14 protein-coding genes and 1 other annotated feature are annotated in these 12635 nt (G+C 46.8%); all 14 genes read left to right on the top strand.

The window, feature by feature from the left end:
* The first annotated feature begins 8 nt into the window (after positions 1 to 8).
* Positions 9 to 1292 (top strand): UDP-N-acetylglucosamine 1-carboxyvinyltransferase, encoded by a 1284-nt coding sequence (murA, locus tag NYE45_RS20575; RefSeq protein ID WP_062835454.1) that lies wholly within the window; start codon positions 9 to 11, stop codon positions 1290 to 1292.
* A 59-nt stretch (positions 1293 to 1351) separates the two neighbouring features.
* Entirely contained in the window at positions 1352 to 2119 is a 768-nt protein-coding gene (locus tag NYE45_RS20570) for an FtsQ-type POTRA domain-containing protein (RefSeq protein ID WP_062835453.1), read from the top strand.
* 294 nt (positions 2120 to 2413) lie between these two features.
* Positions 2414 to 3697, top strand: a complete 1284-nt coding sequence (gene ftsA, locus NYE45_RS20565) for a cell division protein FtsA (protein ID WP_062835452.1) — start codon at positions 2414 to 2416, stop codon at positions 3695 to 3697.
* Between the two features lie 150 nt (positions 3698 to 3847).
* A complete protein-coding gene (ftsZ, locus tag NYE45_RS20560; RefSeq protein ID WP_017687306.1) occupies positions 3848 to 4963 on the top strand; it encodes a cell division protein FtsZ in 1116 nt (371 codons plus the stop codon).
* Between the two features lie 262 nt (positions 4964 to 5225).
* Positions 5226 to 6206 (top strand): sigma-E processing peptidase SpoIIGA, encoded by a 981-nt coding sequence (spoIIGA, locus tag NYE45_RS20555; protein WP_340017410.1) that lies wholly within the window; start codon positions 5226 to 5228, stop codon positions 6204 to 6206.
* Positions 6207 to 6217: 11 nt separating this feature from the next.
* Positions 6218 to 6940 (top strand): RNA polymerase sporulation sigma factor SigE, encoded by a 723-nt coding sequence (gene sigE / locus NYE45_RS20550; RefSeq protein ID WP_017687308.1) that lies wholly within the window; start codon positions 6218 to 6220, stop codon positions 6938 to 6940.
* A gap of 111 nt (positions 6941 to 7051) precedes the next feature.
* Positions 7052 to 7834 carry an RNA polymerase sporulation sigma factor SigG gene (gene sigG, locus NYE45_RS20545; protein WP_017687309.1) on the top strand — a complete coding sequence of 261 codons (783 nt, stop codon included), beginning with the start codon at positions 7052 to 7054 and terminating at the stop codon, positions 7832 to 7834.
* A 174-nt stretch (positions 7835 to 8008) separates the two neighbouring features.
* Entirely contained in the window at positions 8009 to 8401 is a 393-nt protein-coding gene (locus NYE45_RS20540; RefSeq protein ID WP_340013789.1) for a YlmC/YmxH family sporulation protein, read from the top strand.
* 51 nt (positions 8402 to 8452) lie between these two features.
* On the top strand, positions 8453 to 9352 hold the full coding sequence (pgeF, locus tag NYE45_RS20535; RefSeq protein WP_340013788.1) for a peptidoglycan editing factor PgeF: 900 nt from the start codon (positions 8453 to 8455) through the stop codon (positions 9350 to 9352).
* 6 nt (positions 9353 to 9358) lie between these two features.
* Positions 9359 to 10060: a YggS family pyridoxal phosphate-dependent enzyme gene (locus NYE45_RS20530; protein ID WP_062835448.1), complete on the top strand. Its 702-nt coding sequence runs from the start codon at positions 9359 to 9361 to the stop codon at positions 10058 to 10060.
* Positions 10051 to 10518: a cell division protein SepF gene (locus tag NYE45_RS20525; RefSeq protein ID WP_215077507.1), complete on the top strand. Its 468-nt coding sequence runs from the start codon at positions 10051 to 10053 to the stop codon at positions 10516 to 10518. The genes NYE45_RS20530 and NYE45_RS20525 overlap by 10 nt, the downstream gene beginning before the upstream one ends.
* 16 nt (positions 10519 to 10534) lie before the next feature.
* Positions 10535 to 10795, top strand: coding sequence for a YggT family protein (locus tag NYE45_RS20520; protein ID WP_139331912.1), 261 nt, complete (start codon positions 10535 to 10537; stop codon positions 10793 to 10795).
* A 15-nt stretch (positions 10796 to 10810) separates the two neighbouring features.
* Complete coding sequence (locus NYE45_RS20515) at positions 10811 to 11593, top strand: YlmH/Sll1252 family protein (protein WP_340013787.1); 783 nt, start codon at positions 10811 to 10813, stop codon at positions 11591 to 11593.
* A 147-nt stretch (positions 11594 to 11740) separates the two neighbouring features.
* On the top strand, positions 11741 to 12250 hold the full coding sequence (locus NYE45_RS20510) for a DivIVA domain-containing protein (RefSeq protein WP_062835445.1): 510 nt from the start codon (positions 11741 to 11743) through the stop codon (positions 12248 to 12250).
* A gap of 57 nt (positions 12251 to 12307) precedes the next feature.
* Positions 12308 to 12600 (top strand) — a binding site (T-box leader).
* Positions 12601 to 12635 lie beyond the last annotated feature (35 nt).

Below are 12635 nucleotides of genomic sequence, written 5' to 3'. Positions count from 1 at the left end.
GTGATACATTGGACAAATTGGTGATTGAAGGCGGGAAACCCCTCTCAGGATCCATACGCATCCATGGAGCAAAAAATGCCGCTTTACCGATTATGGCCGCAAGTTTGTTGGCAGATGGAGAAGTTACACTGCATAACGTTCCACACTTGCTGGACATTGAAGTGATGCTGTATATCCTGGAACGGCTTGGATGCACGTGTCGGCATGAACAGGGAACAGTGACGATTAATACCTCGTCGATCCGGTCATATGATGTGCCAGAAGATCTAATGAAGCAGATGCGCTCTTCCATTTTTTTGATGGGACCATTGCTGGCTAAGTTTGGGCAAGTGTCAGTGTACCAGCCAGGGGGCTGTGCCATTGGAGAACGCAAAATTGATCTTCACCTCCGGGGCCTGGAAGCGCTCGGAGCTTTGATTGAGGAGCAGGACCAACAGATTATCTGTCATGGGAAGAATCTGGTGGGTACAGATATTCATTTGGATTTCCCGAGTGTGGGAGCGACCGAGAATATCATGATGGCAGCCGTTATGGCTAAAGGCACGACAACCATTTGCAACGCCGCAAGAGAACCTGAAATACAAGATCTGCAGCACTTCCTGAATGCTATGGGTGCAAGCATCATTGGTGCAGGAACGGATACGATTACGATTAATGGCGTTGAGAAATTGAAGCCTTGTTCGTATGAGATTATACCGGATCGAATCGTTGCTGGGACCGTGATGATCGCAGCTGCAGCAACGCGTGGCAATGTTACGCTTACACATTGCAATCCTGCTCATCTTACTTCACTTATACATGTGTTGAAGCGCACTGGTGTTCAAATCACAGTCTGCAATGATATAATGACGGTGAGCTGTATGAGCCGTCCAAAATCAGTAGACCGTATTGTGACTTCTCCGTATCCTTCGTTTCCGACAGATCTGCAATCACAAATCATGGTGTTGCTCAGTCTGGCAGACGGATTCAGTGTGATGAAGGAAACGGTATTCGAGGGTCGATTCAAACATGTGGATGAGCTGAATGTGATGGGGGCTGATATTTCAGTCGATCTGAACGCAGCATTTATCCGTGGTGTTCCCCGTCTGTACGGGGCTACAGTAGAAGCAACCGATCTTCGTGCAGGTGCAGCTCTGGTTATTGCAGGTCTGGCTGCTCAAGGCAAAACGGTTGTGGAGCAAGTGCATCATATTGACCGGGGATACGATCAGATCGAGAAGTTATTCCAGAGTCTTGGAGCATCGGTTGAGCGACAGTCGCCCGTTTCGAAAGAGTTGGATTTTGCCAATTAACGTCCTTGGCGTCCCCTTCTTTGATGGGAGGGGACCTGAGGCTTTGTGGAGCGCTACTTATGCCTAAAAGTCAAATTCCGGTTCTGAAGAAGAATCGGCCAAAAGGAAACACAAGCCGCAAAATTGTAATTATTCTTTTATTACTATTTATTGTATTGCTCGCTGTATTATTCTTTCGTTCTTCCATGAGTCGGATTTCGGCAGTTGAAATTACGGGTAATGTATACACAGCGACTTCAGAACTGCTGGAGAAAAGCGGTCTGAAAGAAGGCGATCAATTTTTTGGGACAAGTGCTGCGGAGGTTATCGAGCGTCTTAAGAGTATCAAGGCGATCTCAACCGTTACCGTGGACAAGCAATTCCCAGGCATAATTCATATCAAAGTTCAGGAATATGCCACGGTTGCGTATGAACTTGGGACGGATGGTACGTTAAAAGCGATATTGGCCAGCGGGACAAGCTTGACAGTTCCGGCAACGATCGGTGTTGCTGTAGAGAAGCCGATATTGACCCAATGGAAGGCGGATGATCCGCTCAAAGCCGAACTGAGCGAGACGTTGGCTAAAATTCCAAACGAATTGACGACGGATATTTCGGAGATTATTCCGAATCCTACGCCTTCATTTCCGGATCAGATTCGGATGTATACCAAATCACAGTTTGAAGTGATCACAACCGTCTCTCTTTTATCGGATAAAGTGGAGTATCTGAATCAAGTGATTGAGACCGAACGCCCTGGGAAAATCACCATGCTTGAAGCAGATACTTATGTTCCTTTCATCCCGGATGACCCGGAAGATGATGCTGAACCGGGAGCAACCCCATGATCTTTGCCATCATTGAGGCTGAACTGAATATGAAAGCCTAGGCGGGTCGGGGTTTCGCCCCTTCAGAGCAATGAAACTTGTTCTTTCTGAGATGAAGAAAAAATGATACACTTGAACTTATGGCACATGAGTTGCCTCCTTCTTTTTTCTTCAAGGTTTTATGTCTCGCAACCAGATTTTGACACCCAAAAACATTGTAGAAAAAAGAGGGAAAGCCTGAAGTGTGTTGAATATGTTTTAAGAGTGTTTAAACCCGAACGTATCTTACTATTGGAGTCAGGAGGTGCCACAGACTTGAGCAACAATGACATCATTGTTAGTTTGGACATCGGTACATCCAAAATTCGCGCTATTATTGGGGAAATTAATAATGGAACCTTTAATATTATAGGAGTTGGATCTGCCGACTCGGAGGGAATTCGCAAAGGTGTAATCGTAGATATCGATCAGACGGTGCAGTCGATTCGCAACGCAGTGGATCATGCAGAACGTATGGTAGGTATTCAAATATCCGAAGTGTATGTTGGAATCTCAGGAAATCATATCGGACTGATGAGCAGTCACGGCGTCGTGGCTGTGTCTAACGAGGATCGTGAGATCGGAGAAGAAGACATGGAGCGGGTGTTGAAAGCAGCCGAAGTGATTGCAGTTCCGCCGGAACGGGAAATTATTGATGTTGTCGCCAAGCAATATGTTGTAGATGGCTTGGAGGGCATACAGGACCCCCGTGGTATGATTGGTGTTCGTCTGGAAGTTGAAGCAACGATCATTACGGGTGCAAAAACCGCGATACATAATCTTTTGCGCTGCGTGGAAAAAGCGGGTCTGAAAGTAAGCGATCTGGTTCTCATGTCGCTTGGAGCGGGTCAACTGGCTTTGTCCAAAGATGAAAAAACGATGGGTTCCGTGCTTGTTGATATTGGAGCAGGTGCAACAACCATCGCCATTTTTGAAGAAGACAGTCTTGTCGCAACATCAACGTTGCCGATTGGCGGGGAGTTTGTAACGAATGATATCGCCTATGGCCTACGCACGTTAACGGATCAAGCGGAGAAAGTGAAACTGAAATATGGCTGCGCCTGGTTGGATGATGCTGCTGCGGATGTTATGTTCAAAGTAACCCGAATCGGCAGTAATGTAGACAAGGAGTTTTCACAGGAGGATCTGGCGGCTATTATTGAACCTCGGGTTCAGGAAATATTCCAGATGATCTCTCAAGAAGTGAAACGCCTTGGTTACAACGAGCTTCCCGGAGGTTATATACTAACGGGAGGTACGGTCTCTATGCCGGGAGTTCTGCAGGTCGCTCAGCATGAGCTTGCTGCTTCGGTACGAGTTGCAGTTCCGGATTATATTGGTGTGCGTGACCCTGGTTTCACAAGCGGAGTCGGCATACTGCACAGTGTAATTCGCAGTTTGCGTATTCGTCCCTCGATCAATAACGGCGGTGGAAATAACAACAATAATAATAACAACAAGAAACCGACCAACCGTCCGAAGCCGAATGCGGCACAGGAATCGGAGCAAAAACCCGGTCTGTTCGAACGGCTGAAGAATATGTTCAGTGAATTTATATAACAGGTTGGATCCATTTCATACATTCTTGAAGCCGTCTGAATGCGCCGGTACTAAAATAAACGCTTTCGTTCGTCGATATATGAAATTGATTCGGTTCAAATCAAAAATTGGACGGGCCATCCATGCACATTGAGGGGGAGATGGAATAATATGTTGGAATTTGATTTCGAGATGGAGAGCTTGGCTCAAATTAAAGTCATCGGTGTAGGCGGCGGCGGAAGCAATGCAGTCAACCGTATGATTGAAAATGGTGTACAAGGTGTTGAATTTATTACGGTGAATACGGATGCTCAGGCGTTACACCTGGCGAAATCCGAGCATAAATTGCAAATCGGTGATAAATTGACTCGTGGTCTTGGTGCGGGTGCCAACCCGGATGTAGGTAAAAAAGCAGCGGAAGAGTCTCGCGATCTGATCATGAACACGTTGAAAGGTGCAGACATGGTATTTGTTACAGCCGGTATGGGCGGCGGTACAGGTACAGGTGCGGCTCCCGTTATTGCCGAAATCGCTAAAGAGTGTGGTGCACTTACCGTTGGTGTCGTAACTCGTCCATTTACATTCGAAGGACGCAAGCGTTCCAGCCATGCAGAGCAAGGTATTGAAGCTCTCAAAGAAAAAGTCGACACACTGATCGTGATTCCTAATGATCGTTTGCTCGAAATCGTAGACAAAAAGACTCCAATGCTTGAAGCATTCCGTCAAGCGGATAACGTACTGCGTCAAGCTGTACAAGGTATCTCTGATTTGATCGCTGTACCGGGTCTGATCAACCTTGACTTTGCTGACGTCAAAACGATTATGCATGAGCGTGGTTCTGCGCTTATGGGCATTGGTGAATCAACTGGTGAGAATCGTGCCGCAGAAGCAGCACGGAAAGCCATTATGAGTCCTTTGCTTGAAACTTCTATTGAAGGTGCTCGCGGCGTAATCATGAACATTACGGGTGGCGTTAATCTGTCCCTGTATGAAGTGAACGAAGCGGCAGAGATCGTAACGTCTGCTTCCGACCCGGAAGTGAATATGATCTTTGGTGCCATCATTGACGAAGACCTTAAAGAGGAGATTAAGGTTACGGTTATTGCAACCGGTTTTGAAGATAAACCTGCTCCACCACCACCAGGACGTAAGCCAGCTCCAGCAACAGCGGAGACAACGGATACGCGTTCGCCGAACCTGCGTCCGTTCGGAAATCAGCCGAGCAATGATCAGCTGGATATTCCGACATTTTTACGCAATCGTTCACGCAATAATAACAACGATTAATACACATATCGATTTATCGAAAACCCGGTTCTCCTGATGGAGTGACCGGGTTTTTTCTGTTTTTTTAGATATCATAGCATACAGCATTGAACAAATTCTGAACAACAGGCCTGAGCAATTCCGACAAAAAAAGTTGGAAACACACCCCCATGATTAGACAGACTTTGAACAGGGGGCTCCGTATACTTGTGAATATGCTCAGGAATATCGGAATACCGGGATACTGATATTTCGATATGTTGCGCGCAGGCAGGTGAAGAGTTTGGTTGTGTATGTGGATCTTATTTTTTTGACAAACCTGTGTATTGACGGTGCACTCATCGGACTGACCGCCTGGATGCGCAAAACAAAGCTGGTCTGGTGGAGATGGTTGCTATCAGCCATTGTGGGCGCATTATACGTGGTCATGATGTTTGTACCGGAGTTTGACTTTATGTTCACCTTTTTGATCAAGTTCGGGTTCTCGCTGGTCATGCTTACGATTGCTTTTGGTTTTAAGGGTCTGCAGGCTTTTGCGAGGACGCTCGGTACCTTCTATGTGATTAATTTTGTCGCTGCCGGAGGTATTCTGGGTGTGCATTACATGCTTCAGAGCTCCGGAGAGCTGTTTAACGGCATTTGGTTCACAGCTTCAGGCGGCATGTCATTTGATCTGAAGATTGCCTTCTGGTTCACGTTTATCGTATTTTTCGCTGTCCTGTTATTATTCAAAGCTGTGCAAAGCTCGAAACGGAAAACGGATCGCATGACGACCTATTTGGGCAAAGTTGAGGTCTGCATTGATGAGGTAGTCATTTCTTGTACAGGCCTTCTGGATACGGGCAATCAACTCACAGATCCCTTATCGCGCATGCCGGTTATGGTGATGGAGGTTTCGTTATGGCAAGACATGCTGCCGGCTTCATGGAAGGGCAGACTCAAGGATGAGGCGCCGGACAACCTTATTATGGAGCTTGATCAGGAAAGTTTTCAGTGGCAGGATCGACTGCGGCTTGTGCCCTATCGGGGCATTAACAAAGGGACTGCGTTTATGCTGGCGATGAAGCCGGACCGGGTGAAGGTAACGATGGAGGAAACATGTTATGAGACGACAAGGGTATTAATTGGGCTGGATGGAGGTGTTTTGTCGTCGGATGGGAAATACCAGGCCGTGATTCATCCTGAACTTGTGCAAGACGCTGCTTCTGCGCAGTCTACGGCTCTCTCTACGGGAGCAACAGAAAAGCCGCTGAATGTGGTATAGGAGGAACGTACATGCTTGTGAAATGGAAACTGGTGGCGCAGCTGCAATATTACCGTCTGTTATTTTTGTTGGGACTCAAAAGCGAAGAGATCTATTATATTGGGGGAAGTGAGGCACTTCCGCCGCCTTTGACAAGGGAAGAGGAAGAATTTTTGCTGCAAAAATTATCCTCGGGAGACTCGGCCATTCGCGCGATGCTCATTGAGCGCAACCTGCGTCTGGTGGTATACATTGCACGCAAATTTGAAAACACAGGAATCAATATTGAGGATCTGGTTTCCATTGGAGCCATCGGACTGATCAAGGCAGTTAATACATTTGACCCGGAAAAGAAAATCAAACTGGCAACCTATGCTTCACGTTGTATCGAAAATGAAATTTTAATGTACCTGAGACGTAATAGTAAGATCCGAACTGAGGTTTCTTTTGACGAACCGCTCAACATTGATTGGGATGGAAATGAACTATTATTATCCGATGTACTGGGTACAGAAAACGATACAATCTATCGGAATATTGAAGAGCAGGTAGACCGGAAGCTTTTGCACAAGGCACTGGAAAAATTAACGGAGCGCGAGCGAATGATTATGGAGCTTCGTTTTGGCTTGACGGATGGGGAAGAAAAGACTCAAAAAGATGTGGCGGATCTACTTGGAATCTCCCAATCCTACATCTCTCGACTCGAAAAAAGAATCATTAAAAGACTCCGCAAGGAGTTCAATAAAATGGTCTGAAATACATCACTGGTCAGAATGGGTATTACTGGCAAGGATGCCAAGTACGAATAAAAAAGCCTGCCCGGGAGATAATGTACATTAATGTTTCTCCTTGGGAGGTAAATCACGATGACCCGAAACAAAGTCGAGATTTGTGGCGTGGACACCGCAAAATTGCCTGTCCTCACCAACACTGAAATGCGGGAATTGTTTCATTCCCTTCAGCAACACCATGATCGCTCAGCAAGAGAGAAATTAGTGAATGGCAACCTGCGTCTGGTACTCAGTGTCATTCAGCGTTTTAACAATCGGGGGGAGTTTGTCGATGATCTGTTCCAGGTTGGTTGCATCGGCCTGATGAAAGCCATTGATAATTTTGATTTATCCCAGAATGTCAAATTTTCAACCTACGCGGTGCCGATGATTATCGGTGAAATCCGTCGATACCTGCGTGATAATAACCCGATTCGGGTATCTCGCTCCTTGAGGGACATTGCTTACAAAGCACTTCAGGTCCGTGACAGCCTGACGAATAAAAATTCCCGGGAACCGACGATATTCGAAATTGCGGAAGTACTGAATGTGCCGAAGGAAGATGTTGTTTTTGCATTGGACGCCATTCAGGATCCGGTCTCGCTTTTCGAACCGATCTATCATGATGGTGGAGATCCGATCTATGTCATGGATCAGATCAGTGATGACAGAAACAAGGATGTGTCGTGGATCGAGGAAATAGCGCTCCGGGAAGCAATGCATCGTCTTGGTCAGCGGGAAAAAATGATTCTGTCGATGCGGTTTTTCGAAGGGAAAACCCAGATGGAAGTGGCTGATGAAATTGGCATTTCCCAGGCTCAGGTATCACGTCTGGAGAAATCAGCGATACAGCAGATGCAAAAACATGTAAAGTCGTAACAGGATGCAAGGGCAGGAGGACGATCAATCGGGGCAGTGTATACCGTTGGTCGTCTTTTTGTTTTGGACCGTTTCCACATTCGATGAAAAACAGGACATTTTTCGCCCCTGAAACATATATTGTATAGAAGCGTGAGGAACGGGCAGAAGAGGAATAACAGGGGGCGGAAATGAATGAAAGTAAATACGAGCGAAGTAGCGGCACGAGGCATGAAAATCTCGGACTTTCAGACAAAGGATGTTATTAACATTACGGATGGTAAACGTCTGGGTCAGATCAGTGACCTGGAGCTTGATCTGAAGCAGGGACGAATTGAAGCGATTGTTGTACCAGGGTACAGCCGTTTTATGGGGCTCTTTGGCGGGGGAACGGATCTGGTGATTCCCTGGAGAAATATTGTGAAGATTGGTTCAGATGTGATTCTGGTGAAGATGGATGAAGTAAAGGAGAACACGTACGACGAGCGTGATCGGGAAGCACGTCTGTATGATGAACAGCATCATAACCGTACAGAACGTGTGGAACGCCTTGAGCGTTCGGAACGTAATCAGCGTCGAACGATATAAATGAGACAGAATGTGGCTCATTTGGTACACTGGAAGTGGTGAGGTGAGAGAATGGAACCCTTTGTATTGAATAAGGAATTACTTGAACGGATAGAGAATCCTAACTCAGATTTCGGTTCTGACCCGTTATTATTATATGTTGAGCCTTGGAGACAGCAGTTTGAAAAGTTGACGGTTGGGTTTACGACAAGACATGGTGGAGTCGGCAATGCTCCCTATGCTACGCTCAATTGTGCTTATCATGTGGGGGATGATCCGGAAGTTGTACTTAACAACCGCAGGCTTGTAACTGAGAAGATTGGCTTTGCAGCCGAAGCATGGACCTGTGGAGAACAGGTGCATGGCAAACATGTGGCTGTAATTACCGCTGAAGATCGGAGCAGAGGATTACTTGATCGTCACTCTGCGTTACAGGATACGGATGGATTGGTCACGAATGTGCCCGGGGTGCTGCTGACTTCTTTCTATGCAGACTGTGTTCCCCTTTATTTCTACGACCCTGTACAACAGGCTGTTGGCCTTGCTCATGCGGGCTGGAAAGGTACAGTCGCGGGTATCGCTGTATCCATGGTGGAGACGATGGAACGGGAGTATGGAAGCCGTAGACAGGATATCCGGGCTGCTATCGGTCCGTCCATTGGGGATTGCTGTTATGAAGTGGATGAGGCGGTTATGCAGCATGTGCGGGTTTGGTTTGATGATTCCCCGGTTAATGATAAATACGAGGATTCTGCTTCTAAACAAGCATATCGACCCGTGAATAACGGTAAAACGATGTTAAACTTGAAAGAATGTAATCGACACATTATGATGAAAGCAGGAATAATGCCGGATCATATCGAATGTACAACATGGTGTACAAGTTGTCATCCCGAACTATTTTTCTCCTACCGGAAGGAAAATGGGGTTACAGGGCGGATGGCGAGCTGGATTGGGCTGGAAGAGAGGTGACCCTCTGTGTCATTGGAGGAGCGTATACAACAGGTAAATCAGAAGATCGAGGATGCATGTCGGCGCAGTAACCGTCAACGTGATGATGTGAACGTGATTGCGGTCACGAAGTACGTCTCACTTGAAACAACGGGATCGGTGCTGGAGCATGGTCTTGAGCATATTGGAGAAAATCGGTGGCAGGATGCACAGGCCAAATGGGAAGCATTTGGTCAACAGGGCACCTGGCACTTTATCGGTCATTTGCAGACGAACAAGGTGAAAGACGTGATAGGCAAGTTTCGTTACATACATTCACTGGATCGTTTGTCATTGGCGAAGGAGTTGGATAAGAAAGCAGCTTCACTTGGCATCCAAGTGGAAACGTTTTTGCAGGTGAATATTTCGGGTGAAGAGAGCAAGTATGGCTTACAGCCTGAACAGGCAAGTTCATTTTTGCGTGATATTCGTTCGTTCAACAATCTCAAGGTCGTCGGCCTGATGACCATGGCACCTCATGAGGAAAATCCGGAGCTGACGCGTCCCGTATTTCGTGGATTGCGTGAGCTGAGAGATCAACTGAATGGACAAGCCCTTACAGCAGAACCATTGACTGAACTGTCGATGGGGATGTCCAATGATTTTGAAGTGGCCATTGAAGAAGGGGCAACCTGGGTACGGCTAGGATCGATTCTCGTAGGAAAAGAGGAGGGTTCACGATGGGCGTAATGAATAAATTTATGAATTTCCTCGGACTTCAGGAAGAGGAAGAGATTGTGGAACGTGAACGGATGGCTGCGCAGGAGGAAAATGAATCTGAACAGCAGGAAGCTGAAACCTCCAGTCTCGATAAACGTAGAAACCAAAGGGGGAATAATGTGGTGAGCATTCATTCCCAGAAAAATGTTAAAGTTGTCCTGTATGAACCGCGTTCTTATGACGAGGCTCAGGAGATTGCCGACCATCTGCGTTCGCATCGTACCGTTGTGGTGAACTTGCAACGAATACGTCAAGACCAAGCGCTGCGCGTTATTGATTTTTTGAGTGGCACGGTATACGCATTGGGTGGCGGTATTTCCAAAATCGGCGGAAACATTTTTCTCTGTACGCCAGATACGGTTGAAATTCAGGGCTCAATTACGGAAATACTGGCTGACAGCGAGCAAGATTATAACAGAATGAGGTGAGCCACTTTTGTATCAGATTGAAAGCGTGTTGTACACGTTATACCAGATTTACTTTTACATGGTCATTGTCTACATATTGATGTCTTGGCTTCCCAATGCGCGGGAAAGCTTCATCGGTGAATGGATAGGCAAATTTGTGGAGCCTTACCTAAGACCTTTCCGTCGATTTATCCCGCCTTTGTTCGGAGTGCTGGATATTTCCCCAATTGTGGCGCTGATCGTTCTACAACTCGCGCTTAATGGATTGATCTCCATACTTCGGTATTTTGTATATTAGGGTAGGGTGACATAGATGAGCGGTGAAATTTACGAACATTTTAGCCATGATGAGCGGGATTTCGTAGATAAAGCTTCGGATTGGGTTGAGCGGGCAGGCAAGTATCATGATATGAAGCTAACTGACTTTCTTGACCCAAGACAGGTTTTTATTTTACAAACTCTTGCCAATCGACGTAATGATGTTCAGATTCGTCTGAATGGTGGTTACGAGGCTGCTGAGCGCAAGCGTGCGTTGGTTGCACCTGATTATATGTATCTGGATGATGAGGATATGGGTATGCAGGTGCTCTGTATCACGTCTGATGATCAGAAAATCTCGGAGCTGGAGCATGGGGACTACATGGGTTCCCTGCTCGGGCTTGGGATGAAACGTGGAAAGATCGGGGATATCCAAGTGCTGGAGGACGGTTGCCATACAGTGGTGGCAGCGGAAACCGGCGCTTTTTTATCGCTTCAACTGAATCAGGTGCATCGGTTACATGTGTTCACGGAGTTACTTCCTTTGGATCAGATGCGATGGTCAGAGAACAAGCTGGAGACGATGGATATTACGGTCGCTTCACTTCGTTTGGATGGAATCTGTGCAGATGTGTATCGGCTTAGTCGCAGTAAGGTGCTGGTGCCCATCAAGGCTGGGCGCTGTCGTGTGAACTGGAAGGTTGAGGAAGATCCCTCCAAAGCGTTAAAAGCGGGGGATGTCGTATCCATTCAGGGGTTTGGTCGTTTCAAGGTTATTGAACAGGACGGCATGACAAAAAAAGGGCGCTGCCGAGTGAAAATCGGCAAATTTGCCTGAGTCTGTTGCAGGAAAATTGGCTTTCTTGTCGAAATGTTTATCATAAAGGTGTAAAAATTACGCGGTGTATCCGATATACATTAAGTCAAAGATTTATGCTGCAAACCTTCTCTGGACGGGAAGGAACTTTTACAGGAGGTGGACAGCATGCCATTAACGCCGCTGGACATACACAACAAGGAATTTTCCCGACGTTTGCGCGGGTATGACGAGGATGAAGTCAATGAATTCCTGGATCAAGTCATCAAAGATTACGAAGGCGTCATTCGCGAGAACAAAGAGCTGAGCAATCAGTTGCTGTCCGTTCAGGAAAAGCTGGATCATTTTGCCACGATTGAAGAAACGCTTAGCAAAACGATCATCATTGCGCAGGAAGCTGCTGATGATGTGAAGAATAATGCGAAGAAAGAAGCGCAGTTGATCGTGAAGGAAGCAGAGAAAAATGCAGACCGGATCGTGAACGAATCGTTGGGCAAATCACGTAAAATTGCTTTGGAAGTGGAAGAACTGAAAAAGCAGGCATCAATTTATCGTGCCCGTTTCCGCACGCTTGTTGAAGCGCAGCTTGAACTGTTGACTCAGGATGGTTGGGAAGTGCTTGAGAGCCGGGAGCAGGAAGTGCGTGACCGTGAGCGGGAGATGAAAGAAATTTATTAGTCTGTCGCCTGGTTGACTTTTGTCTGCAAAGAGGCTATAACTATATTCATAATGAATAGTGATTCCATGACGGGTTCAGTACGTTATGATCTCATCCCTCAGAGAGTTGGTGGTTGGTGCAAACCAATGGATGAGTTATAGCCGAATATCTCCCCGGAGAAGTGACGCTGAAGCGGTGATCGTGGTTGCCGTGTGTAAGCCGAACCGTAAGCCGTACGTTATAACGGCACCCTGCGGCAGTATAGTGGGGCATAAGCGCTGTTGATGACAGAGCATACCCAGGCTTGCATGGATGTGGTTTGTGATGAACAGAATTAGGGTGGTAACGCGAGTATAGCCTCGTCCCTTTCCAGGGACGGGGCTTTTTTGTGTCCAAAAAAGGCGA

It is taken from the genome of Paenibacillus sp. FSL K6-1318 (assembly GCF_037976905.1).
In the GTDB taxonomy this organism is placed as follows: domain Bacteria; phylum Bacillota; class Bacilli; order Paenibacillales; family Paenibacillaceae; genus Paenibacillus; species Paenibacillus amylolyticus_A.
The sequence above is the reverse complement of the archived record's forward strand: the minus strand, read 5'-3'. Positions and strand labels throughout refer to the sequence as shown.

Excerpts from the sequence above, each read along its gene's own strand:
- sigG (WP_017687309.1), top strand. The coding sequence starts at position 7,052 with ATGACCCGAAACAAAGTCGAGATTTGTGGCGTGGACACCGCAAAATTG.
- NYE45_RS20570 (WP_062835453.1), top strand. The coding sequence starts at position 1,352 with ATGCCTAAAAGTCAAATTCCGGTTCTGAAGAAGAATCGGCCAAAAGGA.
- sigE (WP_017687308.1), top strand. The coding sequence starts at position 6,218 with ATGCTTGTGAAATGGAAACTGGTGGCGCAGCTGCAATATTACCGTCTG.
- NYE45_RS20510 (WP_062835445.1), top strand. The coding sequence starts at position 11,741 with ATGCCATTAACGCCGCTGGACATACACAACAAGGAATTTTCCCGACGT.
- NYE45_RS20515 (WP_340013787.1), top strand. The coding sequence starts at position 10,811 with ATGAGCGGTGAAATTTACGAACATTTTAGCCATGATGAGCGGGATTTC.
- pgeF (WP_340013788.1), top strand. The coding sequence starts at position 8,453 with ATGGAACCCTTTGTATTGAATAAGGAATTACTTGAACGGATAGAGAAT.
- NYE45_RS20540 (WP_340013789.1), top strand. The coding sequence starts at position 8,009 with ATGAAAGTAAATACGAGCGAAGTAGCGGCACGAGGCATGAAAATCTCG.
- ftsZ (WP_017687306.1), top strand. The coding sequence starts at position 3,848 with ATGTTGGAATTTGATTTCGAGATGGAGAGCTTGGCTCAAATTAAAGTC.
- NYE45_RS20525 (WP_215077507.1), top strand. The coding sequence starts at position 10,051 with ATGGGCGTAATGAATAAATTTATGAATTTCCTCGGACTTCAGGAAGAG.